Genomic DNA, 21326 nt, shown 5'->3' on the forward strand with positions numbered 1-21326 from the left:
TAATTTTCGTGTTTTTCTTATCAAGTATTGGATTAAACAGCAAAAAATGTGTATAAAACTCATAAAACGGAACATTTCACTTGTTTGTTGGGTCAAAACAGCAAAAAAAGAAGATTGAAAAAAATTCAATCTTCTTTTTATTTTGTAGTTTCTAATTAGAAAAGAGGGACACCCTCTACTTCGTAAGTCCCAAGAACAGCTCGCATCTGCCCTGATTCTTCCCAAAGATAGCCTTCTGCTAGTTCACCATCCTGATTCTTCTGCTCTGTTTCAAAAACAAACAAGGGAACATTTTCATGTCCAATATGAGTGTTAGTCAACTCCATCAAGTTTATTTGACTCACATCGATATGAACGATCTCCTTTAAAAAATTAAGCATATTGGCTAGACCAGTCTTCCCTTCAGAAAGATCTGCTAACGCAAATTCTAGCGTATCATCAATTGAATGAACCAGAAACCTCTTTGATCCATCCTCCAAATGCAACATAATTGTACCAGCGACTCTTTTGCTTGCCAAAATCTCCACCTCGATCAACTCGTTCTTGTTCTATGGCTTACAAAAAAATTTTAGCATATTTTCAGAAAAAATACACTTTTTATTTCTTGTTTTCTTTTTTCTCCAATTCAATCAATGCTTCTTTGATCCAAATGGGCAGTTGTTCTTCGATCGTTTTAAAACCAATTTTTCTATTTTTATTTGTAAAGTACCTTTTTCTGCGGTGTGCAACTACTGGACTTTTGTTCTCTAACGTCCTTAGAGATAAACTGATTTTTTGAGAGTACTCATCAATATCAATAATTTGTACTCTGATTGGTTGCCCAATTGTCAACAACGTATGAATATTTTTTGTATAACCTGATTGTACTTCTGAAACATGGATCAATCCTTGCGTTTCTTCGTCAAGAGAAACAAACGCACCATAGGGTTGTATCCCAGTTACTTTTCCTTCAATTATTTGTCCAATTTTATAAGTCATTTACTTCCCTCTCTTCGCATCTTTCATTATACTGTATATGATTTAAAAAAAGAAGTTTTGAAAATAAACAAGTTAAATCGGGGGCCTTGAAATGGTAGAATTTGATCAGCAAATAACGAGAAAAAATACGCATAGCGTAAAGTGGGATGGTATCACTGAAACATATCACGCATCTGATTTATTACCTCTTTGGGTAGCAGACATGGATTTTCTTTCTCCTAAAAGCGTTACTCAAGCTTTAAGTAGCTACGTACAAAAGGGTTTATTTGGTTATTCAACGATCCCTAATGAATTATACAACTCTATTATTCAATGGGAAAAAGAGCAACATCAAGTTGATTTAAAAAAGGAAGAGATTGTCTTCTCGAGCGGTGTTTTATCCAGTTTAGCGGTTGGTATTCAAACTTTTACCGAAATAGGTGATTCAATCATGATCCATGATCCTGTTTATCCACCCTTTTCTTCTATAGTAGAAAACAATCAGCGAAAGTTGATTCGAAGTCCTTTAATAGAAAAAAACAATCATTTCGAAATGGACTTTGCAGATATGGAGCAAAAGATACAACAACACAATGTCAAAGCGCTAATTTTATGTAATCCCCATAATCCAGGGGGGCGTGTGTGGTCAAAAGCTGAATTAACTCAGCTAGCAGAATTGTGTTTAAACTATCAAGTTTTTATATTCAGTGATGAAATCCACCATGACCTCATCTTATTTGGCAATCAGTTTACATCAATGTTGACAATCAATTCGAAGCTACGCAACCAAATGATTATTTTTACATCTGCTACAAAAACATTTAATTTAGCTGCAATCAAACATTCGATGGTGTTTATCAAAGATCAAAAACTTAAAGCAGCTTTTGAGCAACGTCTCCTCACTAATCAGCAACAAGAAATTAATACGTTTGGCTTAATTGGGACTCAGGCGGCTTACGAAACTGGTGAAACTTGGCTTTCCGAGTTGCTGCCTTATTTAGAAGAAAATGTTTCACTTGTTTGTTCCTTTTTCCAAGAAGAAATGCCGGCTGTGCGTGTCATGAAACCTGAAGGTACTTACTTAATGTGGTTAGACTTTTCCGCATACGAAACAAATGACCAAGAATTGCAAGATTGTTTGATTAAAAAAGGAAAAGTTGTCTTGAATCCAGGAATTTCTTTTGGTCCAGCAGGACACTGTCATATGCGTTTGAATATTGCTTGCCCAAAAACAACTTTATTAGAAGGATTACAACGAATCAAACAATCTTTTGAAAAGTAATCTTTCTATAAAAAAAACAAAAAGGGACTGAGACAACGTTTTTGTCTCAGTCCCTTTTATACGAATAAACGGTATTATCAACGCAACTTCTTCGGTAATAAGCCGAAATTTCACAAAAGTTTGAGTAACCATTTTCGAGAATTTCTTCTTATTGCTTGAAGTTAAACGCCTTGGACCACAACCTCTTTTACATTACTAGCATATTGACTGATAGTTATTCTGAAATTTCAATTGTTTCGATTACTACATCATGAACTGGTCGATCTTGTGGTCCACGTTGTACATTTGCAATCTCATCGACAACATTCATCCCCTCAACAACATGGCCGAAGACTGTGTGACGGAAATCTAACCAAGGTGTTCCTCCACCTTTATAAGCTTCGATAACTTCCGCAGGGAACCCAGCCCCTTCAAGTTGTCCGAGCATATTAGCAGGAACATTTTCATTGTTTACGATAAAAAATTGGCTACCATTGGTATTTGGACCAGCATTCGCCATTGATAAAGCACCACGCAAGTTAAATAATTCACGACTAAATTCATCTTCAAAACTTTCACCGTAGATACTTTCTCCTCCCATACCAGTTCCAGTTGGGTCGCCACCTTGGATCATGAAATCAGGAATGACACGGTGGAAAATGACACCATCATAGTATCCTTTTTTAGCTAATTCAATAAAGTTTTGAACTGTCTTAGGTGCTAGTTCAGGAAACAATTGCACTGTGATGTCTCCGCGATTTGTTTTGATTGTTGCTTTTGGACCTTTTTCATTTGCTAAATCTAATTGTGGAAATGCCATGTTTGGTTCCTCCTAATGTTTTCTTACTATCAAATAATAACATAATACCGAATGTCTATTCAAAAAACTAGATTAGATTCCTAAAAAGAAAGGTTAAACTCCAAGTAAAATTTATTTATTTGAGAAGCATTCTCAGTTAAATTCTGCTATAGTGTGTCTGGAGGAGGAGTTTTTATGGACATTTATGATATTACCATTATCGGTGCTGGACCCGTTGGCATGTTTGCCGCATTTTATGCAGGAATGCGACAAGCAAAAACAAAGATTATTGACAGTTTGCCTCAACTTGGCGGCCAGTTAGCCACTTTGTATCCAGAAAAATATATTTATGATATCCCAGGTTATCCTGCAATTAAAGCAAACGAATTGGTCGGCAATCTTGAAAAACAATTGACGACTTTTAATCATACATTTCATTTAGAAGAAGAAGTTCTTTCCATTACACGCGAAGACGATGTGATCGAAATCATTACCAATAAGGGGATCCATTATTCAAAAGCAGTAATTTTAGCATTAGGAAATGGTTCGTTTCAACCAAGAAAATTAGCCATCGAAGGCGCCGATGAATTTGAGAACAACGGTTTAGATTATTATGTCAATGATTTAATGAAATATGCCGGAAAAAAAGTAGCAATTGCCGGTGGTGGAGATTCTGCTATTGATTGGGCATTGATGCTTGAACCAATTGCGAGCGAAGTCTATCTGATCCATCGTCGAAGCGAATTTCGTGGACATGAGCACAGCGTTGCCCAATTAAAAAATTCATCGGTTCATTTGTTAACACCTTATTTGATTGAAGACTTAGCCGGTGAAACAAATCAGTTAACCGATCTTCGTTTAAAAAAGGTAAAAAGTGATGAAACGATTGATTTAAGCATTGATTCTTTGATTGTCAATTATGGTTTCACTTCTAATTTAGGACAAATTGCCTCTTGGGGGCTGGAAAGTTCTCGTCAAGCAATCATGGTAAATTCCGATATGTCAACCTCGATTCCCGGAATTTATGCTGCGGGTGATATTTGTTCTTATGATGGCAAAGTAAAATTAATTGCTACAGGATTTGGTGAAGCTCCGACTGCTGTCAACAATGCTTTACATTACATCAATCCTAAAGAGCGAGCACAACCGGGACATAGTACCAGTTTATATGATAAACGTCTTCGTCCTGAAAGATAACCATCATTCACTTGCGATAGACCTCAGGTGCAAAGGTATCCTCCTTGCTTTTTTTCTTGATTAAGCTAACATAAAGTTATAGATTGTTTGAAGGAGGAATACCATGGTTATCAAAAAGGAAACATTAGAAGAAAAAGCACGAGCTCTTTTACTTGAACGTGGGGTAACAATTGAAGATATTGCAGAATTAGTCATGTTTTTGCAAAAAGATTATATCACCGACTTGACCTTAGAAGACTGTGCGGAAAGCGTTGATTCAGTCCTAACAAAACGAGAAGTCCACAATGCGATCATCACTGGCATTCAGTTAGATATCTTAGCGGAACAAAAACAGTTGATGGATCCTTTGCAACACATTATCGAAGACGATGAAGGCTTGTACGGAATTGATGAGATTCTTGCATTATCGATTGTGAATGTTTACGGAACGATTGGATTTACCAACTACGGCTATATTGACAAAGTGAAACCAGGAATTTTAAAACAATTGAATCGTCATGATGGTGACCATGTCCACACATTTTTAGATGATATCGTCGGCGCGATTGCCGCATCTGCAGCAAGTCGTTTGGCCCATGCTGAACCTGAAAAACGCAGTCGTTTGACACAATAAATAAAAGTTGTGGCGTAAAATGTTTAGCTCTGACAGCATAGTACGCAGTCACGCAAAATACCTTTTCTTATTTTGAAGTGAATGCAAGCTATATCGAGGAGTTACTTGGGGAACACCGTGAATGAGGTTGTGGCTCCAAGCGACCAGCTTCGAAAAAATAATGAGAAACTGACAAAAATAGCTTTTCATATTTTAGGACAGTTGAGAATTATTTTGAGGAGTTGCTTGGAGAACACCGTTTATTCTTAAAAGGAGGTATGACAAGACTTTTGTCGCACCTCCTTTTATTAAGATCAAAAGAAACACCCTCAAAGGTAAACCAGATTTGGCTTATCTTTGAGGGTGTTTCTTGCTGAATAGTTATCTTTTCTTCCTTAACTCATGTTTTCCAAGGAATAGGAAAAAAGCGAAAAAGAGCTCAAGTAAAATAAAAAAGAGAACAAAACTATGCATAAAAAATGCTTCTGGTAACACATTGATAATTGGATCCGTTCGCGGATCAAACAACCAGTCGTCATTATTGAAAAATGTTTCGTGAAAAACAATAAAAAATCGATCAAAACCGATTAACATAAAAAATCCAATAACTACTGGCGCAAGCATCCCAAATTGAAACGGACGTATCAGTCGCCAGAAACGTTTATTTTTCCATAACGAAAAAACAAACAAGCTACTTGGTATCAACGTGACTAGTAACACAGCATAATCAATGAAAAAAAGAGCACGTACTTCACGAAAATGATGTGCGCCACTGGCCGAAACAGGAAAATCTGGCAAACTCAGTACAGATTGAAATGGATTATTCAAATATTTCATCAATTCATCGAAATTTTGAAGTAACGTTTGCTGATCAAGAGACGTGTACCGCAAAATATGCAAATAATCGATATCAAATACATAGAGCGGTCGAAAGTTGATAGTCAAGGCAATCGCTAAACTGATCAAGGTCAAAAATAAGCTAGTCAACCCTAAAAATTCAAGCCATTGTCCTTTACGCTTGCCCATTTAGAACTGCCACTCATCTAAAGAATTTTTGATAAACGTAGGTGGAGCTGGTAAATGAGGTACATCTTCAGCTTTGGTAAACCCTGATAGAACTAACAATGTATCAATACCATTTTGGATACCTGCTTGGATATCTGTTTCATAGTTATCACCAACCATGATTACTTCCTCTTTTTGGAGTCCCAAGATTTTTACTGCTTTATCCATGATGATTGCTTCTGGCTTACCAATATAAATTGGCGTTGTTTGCGTAGCTGTTTCGACGAAGGAGACCACTGAACCTGCCCCTGGCAGCAATCCACGTTCTGTAGGAATATTTTTGTCTGGGTTTGTTCCAATAAAAGTTGCCCCTTTTTGAATTGCAAGGGTTGCTGTCACCACTTTTTCGTAAGTCAAATAATTATCTAACCCCACAACAACATAATCTGGGGTTTCTTCTTCCCATTCAAATCCAGCTTCCAATATCAAGTCAATCAATCCTGATTCTCCGATAACGAAAACCTTCTTACCCTTTCCATCGGTTAACATAAAATCAATCGTCGCTAAGCTTGCTGTATATACAGTTTCAGCTGCGACATGAATATCGAATTCATCTGCTAGCCGTTTGGCAACTGTAGCAGGGGTTTTCGTTGTATTATTCGTAACGAATAAAAAGGGTAACTCACGTTGCTGTAATTCCTCGACAAAACGTTTTCCTGCCGGAATTGGTTCTGTTCCGCGATAAATCGTTCCGTCTAAATCAATCAAATATCCTTTATAACTCATACTCACGACTCTTTTCTTTTTCTTATCGTAAAGTTCGCTTTTTCATTTGCTGGTTGCTGGACTGATTCTTTCGCAGCAGTCGCTTTTTTTGGTGCTTCTTTACGTTTTTTAATGACAGGTTTCTTATGACTAGAAGATACTGGACCTTTCTTTTCATCAATATACGCTGTCTGATTGTAATTTTTTTTCTTTTTACGACGTTGTGTTGGCTTTTCCTTTTTGTCTCCCCCACCTATGCGTTCGATAACAAAATAGGCACAACCAAAATTGCAGTATTCATAAAGATAATCCTCTAATGAATCAATCCGTTGATCCGGATGGGCACGTCGATTGTCTGCACGGAAAAATCCTTTCAGGCGAAGCTGTTCATAGCCCCAGTCCCCAACGATATAATCATAACGAGATAACACATCACTGTATCGCTCGCCAAGTTTTTGTGCGTCAAATCCTTCACGGTGATTGGCTACTAGACGAAATTGTCGATCACCAACTAAAAAATTACTATCATCTAAAGGTGTCACAAGCTCCCCTTTGATTTTTTCTGCTTTAGGCTTTTCTTCAACGATTTCTTCTAAAGCATTCGTTAGTTCATCTGTGACAAGATTTGTTGCTTCACTTTCAGCTGTTGCTACAGGTGTTTCTTTCATTTCTTTACTTGCAACTGGCTGCTGTTTCTTTTCTTTTGATTTTGCAGACATACTTTCACCACCTATTCCTAGTCATTATACCTTGTTTTTATTTGATTGGGTAGTGAGCTTTCAAGTAATCACTCACGACACTACGAATAAATTCTGGAAACAGAAATTCATTTTCGCCGGCAATTTCAATCGTTGGGAAAAACGGCACAAACATGAAATGGTCAACGGTTGTAAACGTATAGCGCTCTTTTTCATTGATTGGTTGATTTTGAAACAGCACCTGGTGATTTACTTCATCGTAGGTAATGCCATTATAAACGATTTGTCCAAATATTTTGCCTCGAAAACCCATCCCATTCATAGGAAAGTTACGTAAAAAATTGCGATTTTTTTCCATTTCCAAAATTAATCGAATCAAATCTGATCCTTTAACTGTTACATTTAATAAGTGCATTGGATGTGGCAACGCAGTGTGCAGCTCATCTTGGTCGACAATTCCAGCTGGTATATCCGTTAAAAACAAGCCACTATTCAAAATTGCCGCCTTCGTCTTTCCACGTTCTTTGATTGCTTCTAATGCTAATTGAATAAAGGGTTCTTCACCAAAAACTTCCATCGTTAGGGGAAATGGTAGATCAGCGACTTTTTTAGCTTTCAAAAGAGCATGCCCTTCTGCCAAATAACTAGCAATTTCTTGCGCATCTTCAGGAAAAACTGTCAACGACTCAGTTGGAATTGCTTGTGCAGAATGCTTCACAATTTTTTTATTCTCATCTAACGTCAATTGGACTTCTCCTACATACTGACCATAACGACCAGCCGCGGCTAATTGAACGCCGTTGACCACTTTCCCATTAGGAAAGAGATGATGTGTATGGGAACCTAAGATAACATCTATTGCTGGTAACTCTCTTGCAATTTGGCTATCATCTTGAATACCCAGATGACTCATCAACACTAAAACATCGACTTTTGGTCGTAATTCTTCCACCATTTCAGGTAAAATATCATAGGGGTTTCGGATATCCCAGCCGTTTGGACTATATGTTAAAGGAAAAGGTGCTGTGAATGCCATCAGACCGATTTTTGTCTGTTGCTTCGTTTCAATAATCTTGTATGGCTTCGCCCATGCTGGCGGTTGCAATGTTTGTTTGTCAAATAAATTTGCTAATAAAACATCAAAATTAGCTTCATCATATAGATGATTCAACTCCTGTTTTGAATGACCAACACCTTCATTATTGCCAATCGTTGCGGCATCGTAACCAATTTCATTCATCAGCAAAACATTGGCTTGACCGTTCGTTGCTTCCGATAACGGATGCCACCGATCAACAAAATCTCCTAAATCCACGGTAATAGTCGTTGTCTGTACTTTCTTTTCACTTTCTCGTTTCCGTTGCTCTAAAAAGCGTCTGATTCTGGGCCAGTTTTCCAGATGTGAATGGAGATCATTCGTGTGTAATAACATTATTTTTTCCATCTTCTCGCCTCTCTTCCCGATCATCATACCACAGAGCTATTTTTTTCTTCCAATAAGTACTATTTACTTCAGAAAAATGGAATAAAAAAGCGTTTATGGTTTCTTTAAGCTAACCTAGTTATTATTAAGTCATTCCCAAAACATTCATTTTTTCATTCTTTACCTCCAACCTTGCCAGCCTCATTCTTTCTATTGAGGCTGGTCTTTTTTGATAAAAAAATAAAAAAGCGTGCCTTTGACTTCAAAAGAAGCAGTTGGCACACGTTTATCTCTATCATTTAGTTGGTCCACTTATTTTTTGGACAAAAAAAAACAGGCATCGCATCCCTGTTCATCAATCAGCTATTTTTATTCAGACACATGGTGGAGCCTACTTAGTGCTGCTTCCTTCCGGATCTGACACGCTTCATAAGCCCACCATTGTCCTAGCCTTTCGGCAAGAAATAGTATACCGCATTTTTTTCATTCTGACTAGCTTTTTTTCAATTTCTTTTTTTTCTCACGCAACTGACGGAAGAATGTTGACAAAACTTCTCCACATTCCTCTTCCATAATACCGCCTTCTACTACTGCTTGATGATTGAAGCGTTCATCCGTCAATAAATTCATCAACGTTCCGGCCGTTCCACCCTTTGGATCATAAGCCCCAAAATAAACTTCCTTGACACGTGATAAGATCATTGCACCACTACACATTGGACAAGGCTCCAGTGTTACAAATAGCTGTGCTTTTTCCAAACGCCAACTACCCACAGTTGCGCACGCTTCTTTGATTGCAAGCATCTCTGCATGAGTTGTGGCGTCTTGCGTTGTTTCTCGTAAATTATGCCCGCGACCAATTACTTGATTATCTAAAACCACCACTGCACCGATTGGAACCTCCGCTAACTGTTCCGCTTTCTTGGCTTCTTCAAGGGCGAGGCGCATCCATTTTTCTTTTTCTTGTTGTGATAGCTGTTCTTCGTTCAACGAATTCCCTCACTTTTTCTTTCATTATTTTCTTCAGCATAACTTTACCATATTAAAAAAAACTTGTAACTAGTTGCTCCCTTTCGTCAACGTTTTTTATGGTAAAATAGCGATGAGGTGAAGTAAATGAACCAAGCACAATTATTAGAGTTATATCCAACTGCCCAACTAAAAGAATTTCCTTCCGCATCACCAAGCATTCTTTCTTTGGCTACTGGAGATGCCTTTCTTTGGTTTGAAAAAAAATCGTTATCTCCATCTGAAATCAGTCTTTTGAAAGCGTTATTCCCGATGGCAACTAATCCAAAAAATCATCCTTGGTACCATTATTTATTTGAACAACAAGTGCTCACACTGGATCGTTCCTATCGAATCATCCAATTACATGTTTCAGCAAATGATGATTTTTTGCAACAAGAATGGCAAGAAACACTATTAGCCATGTTTTATGAACCTGCAGATTTCTTTTTTTATAGCGAGCAAGACGCACTACTGATTGAGCCTAAAGGAAAAAATTTTCTCCCTGCCTCTGAGCTCAATGGTATTTTTCAAACATTAGATATTGACTTTGAGATTACAACAAATGTTTTTGTCGGCGCTTTTCATGAGCCTTCACAAGATTTTAGAACATTATTTGCCGAAGAAAGGAAAATTTTTCTTACAGAAAAACGTTCCCCACAAAATAGCCAAGCGGTGTTTTCCTTACAAGATGTTGCTCTTCATTACTTTACAACAGAAGGAATCAAAGATCACTTACTTGTCCAAACTTATCAGCGTTTGCTTGAGGAAATGGATATGGAAGAAATTATCCTCGCATTGTGGAACCATTTAGGAAATATTAGTTCTGCTGCTAAAAATCTTTTTCTTCACCGCAATACGTTGAAATATCGGATAGAAAAATTTCAAGAAGCAACTGGCTTCAATTTAAAGCAAGCAAATGATCTCCTTTTTTGTTATCTTCTAATCATTCAAAAACGTCCTATACAGAAAAAAAATTAAAAAAAGTGAGCATTGTAACTGACCAAATCAGCCCAATGCTCACTTTTTTATTATACTTTTTTAACGCAAAAAATTACATAATCTTGTCAACTAAAGTCATCAAACGTTCGCGTAGATCATCTGTTGAATCTTTCAGTGTATCGCCATAAACAGAGATTTTTTTACGACCTTTTTTGATTTTTTCTAAAACACCCATCAAAGAGTCCAAATCACTATCAGATAAGTCGTCAACTAAACCTAACAGTTTTTCGTTTCCGTCAAACTTATCATTAACAAATTTTTTGACTTTGCAACGATTAGACATATGACGAATTTTTTCCACCACTTTACCTGACACAACTGCTGTAGTTGCTACGCCGGCAGCTGCCATAATACCTAAACCAATTGTTACTTTTGTTGATGTTTTCATAAGTCTTCAGCTCCTTTTTATCTACTTCTATCATAGCATAGACAAAAAAATAAACGAACTATTACACTCGACTCATGAATCACCATTACTTAGCTGCAACTAAACGAATATCCGTTAAAACTTCTGGTAAATCATCATCTAGTTCGGCTAACTTACTCCAGATGGTTGTCATTGTTTCATAAAACTCACGAGAATTTTCGTCAGAATTTAAACTTCCTAAAATATTCAACCATAAAAGCTCAACTAAATAAACCTCATTAACCCTAGTATGCTCCTTGAGATGGTTTTTAAAACTTGTTTTGAATAAAGCAGCTAAGTCTAAATCAGATTGGAAAACGATTCCACGAACACTTTCGTTCACTGCAAAAAATTCTTTCAACAAGTGAACAATACTAAAAAAATCAGTCATCTGATAAGTGTCTAAATATTTTTCAAAGCTTTTCTTGATCTCGTCGATAATCGTTTCTTTTAATACGCCAATAGAATCAAAATGTGCATAAATCGGATATGTTGAACAGCCACAATACGCAGCTAATTTTCTAGCAGTAATCGAATGCAAACCAAATTCTTCTGCATAGACCATACTTTTAAATAGCAAATATTCTTTACTAAAATTGGTTACTCTACCCATTTCTTTCACCCTTTTCATTTGATTTTATTCTTCACAGTAATATTTTCTCTAACGATTCTTTGTCAATATCCTGCGTAACTTTATGTAGGGGGAAAGCGTATAGAAAAAGTCGCTATCTTTTATGATAAATATAACATCAATCATCCAATAAAATAGTAGCTGTCATCTCACGTAATAGACCTGTGACTAGGATGATTCGGTAGAACATAGCCAATAAACCATTCATATCAAGCTTGACTATAGTGTTATATTTCATACGTCTAAAAGAAATTTCATTACTTTTTTCTAACTTGACAAAACGCGCTTGGACATAAACAATAGAATAAACAACTAAACAATAACCTTAAAATAACAAGTTATATTATCACGGTCTAATACCCTGTGAGAATAACATAGTATAAAAACACTTACCACTCACACTTTATGGCCTATCCTGTACATATTTAGGAGAAAGGAGTTTCTAATGTTAGTTGATGCAAAAAAAAAGGAGCTACTCGTTCTTTATGAAATTATCCAAAGTGATACATGTTCCTTACAAGATCTTTCAAATAAACTCGTGATCCCCAAACGCACAGTGAAAGATTTGATACGAAAACTTAACCAAGCAATTAGTCAGTTATTTGAATTTCATACGTTTATTTACTCGAATCATAAAGGAGAGATTCAAATCAGTGAAGACTACGAAGAAACAAAAATGGAAGTATTTTATCGCTTGAAATTAGTCTTTTTACGTGAATCACAACGATTTAATTACTTATTACTTTTGATGGACAGCCCTGATGTTTCCGTCGCCAAGGAAGAGTTGAGCCAAAAATTATATATTTCTTCTTCTTACTTAGAAAAATTAACTACTCGAATCAATAAGGACTTAAAAAAATTTCACCTACAAATTATTTCCTCAAATAATTGTTACACTTTATCTGGGGATGAACAATTGATCCGAATCTACCTATACATATTTCTATCTGATGCTTTTCAAGGAACTGAATGGCCGTTTACGACGATTGATTTAGCCGCTATGAAGCAGGAAATCACTTTGTCAGATGCGTTCCAGCTTTCCACTCATTCTGAAACGGAGCAAAAAAATATTTATTTGCTCTATGCGGTGTTCAAACTTAGAATCAAGCAAGCTTCTTTCTTAGAAGCCCCCACAAGCGATATTCAAAAGTTACTGAGGCTACTCTTTCACACATATGATTTTTCTGGTTCGTTTAAAAACATGACAATGGAACAATCTGAAAAACATGCTGAGAACGAATTACTCGTGTTCAATTTCATGGTTCTTTGTTTCTTCCCCAGCTGGATACCTGTGCAACAAAAACTACTCATCGGTAAATATTTCAGACAAGTGGACCATCCTTTTTGTCAATTCGCACAAAAATTAACTATTCGATTAACTAAGTATTTCCCGACAATTGAGACGACTGAAAAACTCGCCTTCTATCACTATTTCATCACCCTTGCGCTTACACTTGTTTCATTATTAGGAGAATCAATCATTGAATTTCACACACTTTATTTCCCTGTTGTGACAGAACCGATATCAGAAGATGATGTCCAATTCCAATCGATTCTCAAAGAAATCAGCGCTCTTTGTCCAACGAGGTTGCGTTCAGCTCACGTTATTCATTACTTGAGTTCGCTGATTTATCAATTGGTTTGCTCTGAGACAGATACACAACTTTTGATCTATTTAAAAATGACGAAGACTCTAACTGGCAACTATCATCTAAAAAATCGTTTGGAAAAATTGTTCAATCATGAAACAATTCTTCTCACCTTTTCGCCAGAAAACGCGGACTTGATCGTTACTGATTGGTTTGAAGCAGCACAGCAAACCACGCCTTCTTTTTACTGGGATCTAACAAATGAAGAAATCAGCTGGCAAAAACTTGTCCTATTTATCCAGACACTCTATGACAAAAAAACACAACGCAATTCAAAGCAAACATTGCTACCTGTGGCACATAAGCAAAAAGAAGCACCGGCTTTTATCCATTGACAAAAGCGGTGCTTCTTTTTTATTTTTATCTATTGCTTTGCTAGTTAGCCTTTAGTCTCGACGGTTATTTCCGCCAAACAACAGAATCAAGCGGAGTAATTGTAAGAAGGTTGCCAGCGCTGCAGCGACATAAGTCAATGCTGCCGCAAACAAAACGTGACGCGCCATTGGCACTTCGTCTTCAGTCAATAAGCCACCCTCACTTAATATCTGTAACGCACGTCTTGACGCATTGAATTCAACTGGCAAGGTCACTAATTGGAATAACAACGCCAATGAAAAAGCGAAAATCCCGATATTGATTAACGTATAATTCCAACTAAACAAAACGCCAACCATAATCAATGGCAACGAAATTGCAGAGCCAAAATTAGCTACTGGAACCAATGCTGCACGAATTTTTAACGGTGCATACCCAACAGCATCTTGGACTGCGTGACCGCATTCATGGGCAGCTACACCAATTGCAGCAACTGAAGTCGATTGCGCTGTTGCTTGTGATAAGCTTAGCATTTTATTCCCTGAATTATAATTATCTGTTAAATTCCCAGCGATTGGTTGAACGCCAACGTTTTGGATGTTTTGACTGCTCAAAATGTATTGTGCAGCTTGTGTTCCTGTTACATTATTTTTGCTACGGATTTTATCATATTTCTTGAATGTGCTGTTGACATATGCCGAAGCGATTCCTGAAATGGCTAACCCGATGATGACTAAGATAAACGTTGGATCAAAAAAATTGTAGAACCCATACATTTAAGCTCACTCCTTTTCATTTTCTTTATTCTACCATGAGAAGAGAGAAAAAAATGTGAAGAGACTTTGAAGCTTTTAGTTTTTCTTAACGAACTCAGACTTTAACTTCATTGGACCAAAGCCATCAACTTTGCAATCAATATTATGGTCGCCTTCAACTAAACGAATATTTTTGACTTTTGTTCCTTGCTTAATTGCGCCAGAAGCACCTTTGACTTTTAAATCTTTGATGACTGTGACACTGTCACCTTCTGTCAAAGGATTTCCGTTTGCGTCAAGCACAACAAGTCCTTCTTCCACGTTTTCTATTTGTTCGGCGCTCCATTCATGGCCACATTCTGGACAAATAAATAATCCTCTGTCTTCATAAGTATACTCAGACCCACAAGTTGGGCAATTTGGTAATGTCATCTTCTTTCTCCTTTAAAATCTATTATTGAGCATCATTGTAACGAAAAAAAGAGCCTTTGAAAAGAGTGCTTGTGAATTTTGTACAAAAAAAGAGTAAAGAAAGTGACTGATGTGCTGTTCTTCTTCCAAAAGTCGCTTTTCTTTACTCCCTTAATGTCTTTTTCGATTATTTTTGTTGGTACTCTCGACACAAAGATTGGATTTCTTGATAGATTTCTTCTACCTCACGTAGATCTTTTGCATTTGCACCACTTGCTAATGGATGTCCGCCCCCGTGATGACGCTTTGCTAGCTCATTGATTACTGGCCCTTTTGAACGCAAACGAACACGGTAATGTCCTTCCGGTTGTTGAACAAAGATTCCCCAAGCCAATACTTCATCGACAACACCGGGCAAAGCAACGATTGCTGCAGTTTCAGAATCATCGATTCCATAGTCAGTCAACAATTCCTTCGACAAAAGTACTCGACCAGCACCGTTATGATCGACCTCAAGATGTTGGTATAAATACCCTGAAAGTTTAGCAACTTTCATTGGCATTTGTTCTAATTCACGATTTAATTGCCCTGCATCAAATGGATAGCTCATTAAGACAGCTGCAATTTCTAATGTTCGTGGCGTTGTTGCTGGGTATAAAAATCTTCCGGTGTCACCTACAATCCCTCCATAGAGTAAACGGGCTGCAGTTGCATTGATCGTTAGTTCATCTGGAAACATCAAAGCAAATGAAGCAATCATTTCACTACAACTGCTTGCCGTCGTATCTACCCAAACGAGATCTCCGTAAGGCTCATCATTGGGATGGTGGTCGATCTTGATCAACTGATCACCTAGTGGATAACGGTCATCACTGATTCGTGGTGAATTCGCTGTGTCCGTCACGATAACTAATGCGCCTTGATACAATGCATCATCAATTGTTTGCATCTCTGCTAAAAAACGAAGTCCCTCAACAGTTTCGCCTACTTGATAAATTTCTTTTGTTGGAAAGCTTTCCCGTAAAATTTCTGCTAAACCAACCTGCGAACCGATTGCATCTGGGTCAGGACGTTGGTGACGATGAATGATGATTCGTTCTGCTGCCTGAATCGCTGTTAAAATTTCTTGTTGAATCGTTGGTTCTGCTGTGTTTCTCATGTCTTCCCTGCTTTCTAAGAACGTTCCATTACTTGGCAAACAACAATTGCTTTTGCCACAATAATATTTTCAATATACACTTCAATATCTAGTTTTGCTGAACGGCGCCCAATTTCTAGCACACGTGGTTGGATATCTAATTCACTCTCTAATTGAATTAAACGTAAATAATGGAGGTTCATTTGTTCAATCAAGATATTCCGTCGTTGGTTCAGTAACATCGTTTTTTGAGCAACATCTGAAATAATCTCACTCAATACCCCAAATGAAATCGTTCCTACGCCGTTAACCATTTGTGGTGTTACCGTAAATTTGAATTTAGGATTTTCTAGACGATTTCCTTCACGATCTGTTTCAATCGTTTGGATATCACCTGAAATTTGATCAGAAATCGTATCGGCAATTTGTGGTTGTCGCTGAACAAGCTGCATAGCTTTCATCACATCTTGACGCGTAATTACGCCTTCCAACGTCAAATCATCCGAGACCACAGGCATCACTTCAAGTCCATCCCAAATCATTTGATGACTTACTGAAGCAACACTCATCGTTTTCTTGACACTAATTGGTTCTTTCGTCATTACCCGTTCAATGAGTTGACTTTCAGATTTTCCCAAAATGTCCTTGGCTGTCACGATGCCCATCAACCGTTGGTGGCGATTGACAACTGGGAAACGTGAATGTTGCGTTTCTTCTGACAATCGTTGAAAATCAGCGACGGTTTCCGTCGGCAAAAGATGGTACGTTTTTTCTGCCGGCATATAAATATCACTAACTAACATAATATCTTTTTTGATCAATTGATCGCTCAATGCACGATTGATCATGGTCGCAACCGTAAATGTATCATAAGTTGTTCGTAAAATGGGCATTGCTAATTCATCTGCCAATTGAGAGATTTCTGGCGTTGTTTCAAATCCCCCAGTAATCAAGACAGCTGCACCATCTTCTAATGCGAGCTTTTGGACATCCGTTCGATTCCCCACAATCATTAGCGAACCGGGAGTGATATAGCGTTCCATCGCATGCTTCGTCATTGCACCAATCACAAACTTATTGAGATCTTTGTCTAGACCTGCTGCGCCTCCTAATACATCCCCTTCAATGATTCGGACAACTTCACCAAAGGTCAAACGTTCAATATGTTTCTTTAATTTCCGCTCGATCCGAATCGTTCCGACACGTTGGATAGTTGATACTAAACCAATGTTTTCGGCATCTTTGATTGCTCGGTAAGCTGTCCCCTCACTGACATTCAGTTCTTTTGCAATGCTCCGAACAGAAATTCGATTGCCTACTGGTAAACTTTCGATATATTCTAAAATCAAATCATGTTTTGTCGCCATTTTTCCCCTACACTTCCAGCGTATCTGATACGCTCATTATTTTTCCGACATTTGCTGGTAATAAGTCAAGAAACGCTTGTGGATCTTGCTCGATTACCGGAAAAGTATTGTAATGGATCGGTACAACTTGCTTTGCACCAATTCGTTTGGCTGCGCGCGCTGCATCTTCTGGTCCCATCGTGTAGTTATCGCCAATCGGTAAGAAAGCAACATCAATCGCAAATTGTTCTGCCAGTAAAGCTAAGTCACTAAAATCTGCTGTATCTCCCGCATGGTAAATCGTTTTTCCTTCTGCTTGAAGAATGATCCCACTGGCTTCTCCCATATATTGAACGATTCCATTGACCTCATAACTTGAACTATGCAGTGCGGGAACAAGTTTTACTTCACCAAATGGAAACGCATGTTTACCGCCAAGATTCATCCCAAATGCGTTCACACCTCTTGTTTGGGCATAGTCGGCAATTTCAACGATACTAATAATTGTTGCTTGGTTCTTTTGTGCAATTGGAATCATATCTCCAATATGGTCGCTATGACCGTGAGTTACTAAAATCCAATCTGTTTGGACTTCATCGACTGTTAAATCCGTTAATTTGTTTCCAGTAATAAAAGGATCAATCAACAAGCGTTGCTTGTTTTTCATCTCAATTGAAAGACAAGAATGACCATGATAAGTAATTTTCATTTCTTCACTCCTCACAGATTTTTGGTTTGTGTACCTAAAATAAATAAAACGATTTCAATCTCATTGTTTCAATGAAACAAACCGCTTCCTCCACTTGTTTTTTTTTGAAATTTTAGTACAGTATGTTCCTTTTTATTGTAACAGATAACACAGAATTCACCAAGCAGACCTCTTCTTATTTTTTCAGATAAAAATAGAATTTATCGAATCAAATCTTAAGAATCCCTCCTGCTTTTTCTCACATAAATAGCGTTTCATTCCGATAAACACTCATAGTGAAAAAGAAGGAGGAATGACAAATAGCTTGTCATTCCTCCTGTTTCCGTATAGCCAATATTTTCCAAGCAGCGCCTTCGATAATAAAATTTTTTTCATAAAACGATGATTAACTATTTTTGTGCATTCTTGAAGTTTACGAGTCTTTGATCAGATCGGCGTAGATTGGTTGGACAATTGCCTCTAAGTCTGTTCGTGATAATAAGATACCGCGTCCTAATTCTCCACTAGAAATCAAAAGTTTTGATTGTTTTTTTAGAGAATGATCAAATACAAAAAGATCTTCAGGGTGCTGGCGTTTGATTCCCACTGGGGTATTTGCACCGTGTACATACCCTGTGTGCGCAAAAACAACATCCATATCAGGTAGTCCAACTTTATGATTTTTTGTTACTTCTCGCGTTTTTTTATAATCAAGACGTGCAGTCAGTGGTATTAAGGCAATAATAAAACCTGTTTTATCTCCTTTTAATACTAGATTTTTACAAACAAGATCAGCAGATAAGCCTTTTGCTGCTAACGCAGATAAAAAGTCTACTTCCTCGACACCTACTAGGTCAATAATTTCAAAAGAAATTGCTTTTTCTTCTAAATATTGTTCTACTTTAGTTTTAGTCATCCATCATCAATCCCTTCCTTGATTCTCTATGCGTACAGATTCATTCTCCTACATAATAAAAAAGTAGAAGACCACCAAACAGGGGAAATCTTCTACCTTTTTTGATTTTTTAGAACAAAAATCTCTAGTAATTACTTTTTGCCACGTCGTTGTGTTGCTTCCATAATGACTGGTAAAATCACTGGACGACGTTTTGTTTGTTCAAATAAGTAACGACCCAATTGATCGCGGATATCTTGTTTTAATTTACTCCACTCAAAGTCATCACTTTCTAAATGTTTATTGACGATCTCTTCAATCATTCCTGTGCATTCTTTCATCAAATCACGACTGGCTTTGACATAAACAAATCCACGTGAAGTGATTTGTGGTTTTGAAACGATTTTCTTTTCTCGACGACTGATTGTAACGACTGCCACAAAAATCCCATCTTCCGATAAAATTTTGCGGTCGCGTAACACGATATTCCCAATGTCACCAACACCAAGTCCATCGATCATCACGTTTTCGGCACTAGTTGTACCAGCAACGCTCATTCGTTTATTCTTATATTCTAAAATATCTCCACGACCGGTGATGTAGATATTTTTGTATGGCATTCCAACGGCATGTGCCAAATCCGCATGTGCTGCTAATTCACGATATTCTCCTTGAACAGGAATAAAGTAAGTTGGACGCATGAAGTTTAACATTAGTTGCAAGTCGTTCGGATTTGCATGACCCGAAACACGCATGTTTTCTGAAATCAATTTCACTGTTCCGCCCGCACGATAAATCATATCTTCCGTTTTAGCAACCATTGTCTCCATTGCTGTGCTTGGCGTAGTTGTGATATAGACTAAGTCACCGTCTTCGATTTTCAGATTGCGGTGTGTGCCATTTGCCATTTTTTGTAATGACTTAATTGGTTCACCCATTCGACCTGTCTCAAGAATAATTAATTCTTCTGGTTCATAATTTTTCATTTCTTTTAAGGTAACCAATAAGTCTTCACTTGGTAATTGAACCTTTTCTAAACGCATTGCCGTCCGAATAATTCGTTCAAAATCTTGTCCTGTTAAGACCACTTTACGGTTAGCTTTTGCTGCAGCATCTAGCACTTGCTGTACTCGTTGTAAATTACTTGCCACGCAAGCAACAATGATACGACCTTCCCAATATTCGATTGTATCAAAAACTTCATCAGCAATTTGCAATTCAGAAGCAACGGGTGCTGGATTCTCAGCGTTCGCAGACTCACTGAGAAGTGCTAGTACGCCTTCTTTACCAATTTCTGTCAAACGTGCATAATCTGTTTGATACATTGGAATCGCTGTTTGATCAAATTTAAAATCGCCTGTATAAACAATATTTCCTTCTGGTGTTTTTAAATTGATTCCCACAGAATCTGGAATCGAATGTGTTGTGCGGAAGAAACTGACGATTGTTTCACCAAAATCAATCTCAGTATGTTCATCCACAACATGGAAATCTTTGAATCCTTTTGAATCTTCATTGCGACTAACACTTATTTTAGCTAATTCGATCGTTAACTCCGTTCCAAAAACTGGAACAGCTAATTTAGATAAGAAATAAGGCAAAGCGCCAATTGCATCTGCATGTCCGTGTGTTAAAAACACGCCAGCCACTCGATCTATATTTTCTTCTAAATATGTGAAGTCAGGAATGACAACATCGATTCCCAAAAGTTCATTTTCTGGATATTTCAATCCACAGTCTAATACAAAAATATCTTCTCCAACTTCTGCGACATACATATTTTTTCCATTTTCGCGGACACCGCCTAATGGAATGATTTTAATGGTACTCACAAATTTCACCTCTTCTATGGCATCACTTTCAAATGATGTCCATTCTCTACTTATATTGATTACTAATCTATTTAACTACTAATTGATTAACGAATTACTTTATTGCCAACTACTCCATTGTAGTAAATAACTAAAAAATTGTTTTTTGGTTGCTTATACAAAAGTCAACGAGACTCTAAAGGCAATCCTTACATAGAACTGGTGCTTTCCTATCTATTCTTTTGCCATTGTTCATCTTGTCGTTTTTGGATAAGTGTTTCTCGCTCTACAATGAATCTTCTTTACGCAATAACTGATTGCATCCAAGCCAAATAATTTAGCTGTCGCTATCATTATACAACAAAATCAGCAAATCGCTAGCATCTACAATCGTTTCCTACGGCCTTCTTAAAAAAGTACCAGACCTTTTCTTTTCATTGCACATAACCAAAGACAGGAAAGACTTCACTAGACCTATAACCACATTTTTCTTACACTTCTTGCTTTTACTGATTTTTTGCCACTTGCTCGAAACATACTTGTTACATTCTAGCACATTTCGAACGATAACTAT

Annotated in this window: 21 protein-coding genes, 1 other RNA gene and 1 pseudogene; 5 read left to right on the top strand and 18 right to left on the bottom strand. The window is 37.3% G+C overall.

What is annotated here, in order from left to right; genetic code table 11:
- Positions 1 to 155: 155 nt before the first annotated feature.
- Positions 156 to 518 (bottom strand): hypothetical protein, encoded by a 363-nt coding sequence (locus AC4BC3_RS09405; RefSeq protein WP_206911051.1) that lies wholly within the window; start codon positions 516 to 518, stop codon positions 156 to 158.
- Between the two features lie 79 nt (positions 519 to 597).
- Entirely contained in the window at positions 598 to 978 is a 381-nt protein-coding gene (locus AC4BC3_RS09410; protein WP_206911049.1) for a CvfD/Ygs/GSP13 family RNA-binding post-transcriptional regulator, read from the bottom strand.
- Between the two features lie 91 nt (positions 979 to 1069).
- Here AC4BC3_RS09410 and AC4BC3_RS09415 point away from each other — a divergent pair, with 91 nt between their 5' ends.
- Positions 1070 to 2239 (top strand): MalY/PatB family protein, encoded by a 1170-nt coding sequence (locus AC4BC3_RS09415; protein WP_490466351.1) that lies wholly within the window; start codon positions 1070 to 1072, stop codon positions 2237 to 2239.
- 214 nt (positions 2240 to 2453) lie between these two features.
- On the opposite strand, the gene AC4BC3_RS09420 is transcribed toward AC4BC3_RS09415, so the two are convergent.
- A complete protein-coding gene (locus AC4BC3_RS09420) occupies positions 2454 to 3038 on the bottom strand; it encodes a peptidylprolyl isomerase (RefSeq protein ID WP_206911045.1) in 585 nt (194 codons plus the stop codon).
- 174 nt (positions 3039 to 3212) lie between these two features.
- Here AC4BC3_RS09420 and AC4BC3_RS09425 point away from each other — a divergent pair, with 174 nt between their 5' ends.
- Positions 3213 to 4214 carry an NAD(P)/FAD-dependent oxidoreductase gene (locus AC4BC3_RS09425; RefSeq protein ID WP_206911044.1) on the top strand — a complete coding sequence of 334 codons (1002 nt, stop codon included), beginning with the start codon at positions 3213 to 3215 and terminating at the stop codon, positions 4212 to 4214.
- Positions 4215 to 4317: 103 nt separating this feature from the next.
- Positions 4318 to 4827 (top strand): phosphatidylglycerophosphatase A family protein, encoded by a 510-nt coding sequence (locus AC4BC3_RS09430; RefSeq protein WP_206911043.1) that lies wholly within the window; start codon positions 4318 to 4320, stop codon positions 4825 to 4827.
- A 360-nt stretch (positions 4828 to 5187) separates the two neighbouring features.
- Here AC4BC3_RS09430 and AC4BC3_RS09435 read toward each other — a convergent pair whose 3' ends face one another.
- The 6 genes and pseudogenes from AC4BC3_RS09435 to tadA form a co-directional block, all read right to left on the bottom strand.
- Positions 5188 to 5832, bottom strand: a complete 645-nt coding sequence (locus AC4BC3_RS09435) for a TIGR01906 family membrane protein (protein WP_490466352.1) — start codon at positions 5830 to 5832, stop codon at positions 5188 to 5190.
- Positions 5833 to 6597, bottom strand: a complete 765-nt coding sequence (locus AC4BC3_RS09440; protein ID WP_206909525.1) for a TIGR01457 family HAD-type hydrolase — start codon at positions 6595 to 6597, stop codon at positions 5833 to 5835.
- A 2-nt stretch (positions 6598 to 6599) separates the two neighbouring features.
- Positions 6600 to 7295 carry a YutD family protein gene (locus AC4BC3_RS09445; protein ID WP_206909523.1) on the bottom strand — a complete coding sequence of 232 codons (696 nt, stop codon included), beginning with the start codon at positions 7293 to 7295 and terminating at the stop codon, positions 6600 to 6602.
- Positions 7296 to 7332: 37 nt separating this feature from the next.
- Positions 7333 to 8718 (bottom strand): bifunctional metallophosphatase/5'-nucleotidase, encoded by a 1386-nt coding sequence (locus AC4BC3_RS09450; protein WP_490466353.1) that lies wholly within the window; start codon positions 8716 to 8718, stop codon positions 7333 to 7335.
- A gap of 346 nt (positions 8719 to 9064) precedes the next feature.
- An RNA gene (ffs, locus tag AC4BC3_RS09455) (signal recognition particle sRNA small type) lies at positions 9065 to 9149 on the bottom strand.
- A pseudogene (gene tadA, locus AC4BC3_RS09460) lies at positions 9144 to 9645 on the bottom strand (tRNA adenosine(34) deaminase TadA). The gene ffs and the pseudogene tadA overlap by 6 nt, the downstream one beginning before the upstream one ends.
- 168 nt (positions 9646 to 9813) lie before the next feature.
- Between tadA and AC4BC3_RS09465 the strand changes: the two are divergent.
- Positions 9814 to 10686: a helix-turn-helix domain-containing protein gene (locus tag AC4BC3_RS09465; protein WP_206909520.1), complete on the top strand. Its 873-nt coding sequence runs from the start codon at positions 9814 to 9816 to the stop codon at positions 10684 to 10686.
- A gap of 73 nt (positions 10687 to 10759) precedes the next feature.
- Here AC4BC3_RS09465 and AC4BC3_RS09470 read toward each other — a convergent pair whose 3' ends face one another.
- Positions 10760 to 11095 (bottom strand): hypothetical protein, encoded by a 336-nt coding sequence (locus AC4BC3_RS09470; protein WP_067482472.1) that lies wholly within the window; start codon positions 11093 to 11095, stop codon positions 10760 to 10762.
- 85 nt (positions 11096 to 11180) lie between these two features.
- Positions 11181 to 11726 (bottom strand): TetR/AcrR family transcriptional regulator, encoded by a 546-nt coding sequence (locus AC4BC3_RS09475; RefSeq protein WP_206909519.1) that lies wholly within the window; start codon positions 11724 to 11726, stop codon positions 11181 to 11183.
- A gap of 463 nt (positions 11727 to 12189) precedes the next feature.
- Between AC4BC3_RS09475 and AC4BC3_RS09480 the strand changes: the two genes are divergently transcribed.
- The gene (locus AC4BC3_RS09480) at positions 12190 to 13728 is read left to right on the top strand and encodes a helix-turn-helix domain-containing protein (RefSeq protein ID WP_490466354.1); all 1539 of its coding nucleotides are present in this window, start codon (positions 12190 to 12192) and stop codon (positions 13726 to 13728) included.
- Between the two features lie 51 nt (positions 13729 to 13779).
- On the opposite strand, the gene AC4BC3_RS09485 is transcribed toward AC4BC3_RS09480, so the two are convergent.
- The 7 genes from AC4BC3_RS09485 to AC4BC3_RS09515 form a co-directional block, all read right to left on the bottom strand.
- Complete coding sequence (locus AC4BC3_RS09485; RefSeq protein WP_490466355.1) at positions 13780 to 14484, bottom strand: zinc metallopeptidase; 705 nt, start codon at positions 14482 to 14484, stop codon at positions 13780 to 13782.
- Positions 14485 to 14559: 75 nt separating this feature from the next.
- A complete protein-coding gene (locus AC4BC3_RS09490) occupies positions 14560 to 14895 on the bottom strand; it encodes a zinc ribbon domain-containing protein YjdM (RefSeq protein ID WP_206909515.1) in 336 nt (111 codons plus the stop codon).
- 166 nt (positions 14896 to 15061) lie between these two features.
- Positions 15062 to 16033, bottom strand: a complete 972-nt coding sequence (locus AC4BC3_RS09495; protein WP_206909513.1) for a DHH family phosphoesterase — start codon at positions 16031 to 16033, stop codon at positions 15062 to 15064.
- 14 nt (positions 16034 to 16047) lie between these two features.
- Positions 16048 to 17379: a DRTGG domain-containing protein gene (locus AC4BC3_RS09500; RefSeq protein WP_206909511.1), complete on the bottom strand. Its 1332-nt coding sequence runs from the start codon at positions 17377 to 17379 to the stop codon at positions 16048 to 16050.
- Positions 17380 to 17386: 7 nt separating this feature from the next.
- Entirely contained in the window at positions 17387 to 18067 is a 681-nt protein-coding gene (locus AC4BC3_RS09505; protein WP_490466356.1) for a metal-dependent hydrolase, read from the bottom strand.
- A gap of 412 nt (positions 18068 to 18479) precedes the next feature.
- On the bottom strand, positions 18480 to 18962 hold the full coding sequence (locus AC4BC3_RS09510) for a YbaK/EbsC family protein (protein ID WP_206909508.1): 483 nt from the start codon (positions 18960 to 18962) through the stop codon (positions 18480 to 18482).
- A gap of 131 nt (positions 18963 to 19093) precedes the next feature.
- On the bottom strand, positions 19094 to 20773 hold the full coding sequence (locus tag AC4BC3_RS09515) for an RNase J family beta-CASP ribonuclease (protein WP_206898279.1): 1680 nt from the start codon (positions 20771 to 20773) through the stop codon (positions 19094 to 19096).
- Between the last annotated feature and the right edge of the window lie 553 nt (positions 20774 to 21326).

The sequence above is a fragment of the Enterococcus sp. AAFC-DPL-6103 genome, assembly GCF_058216595.1.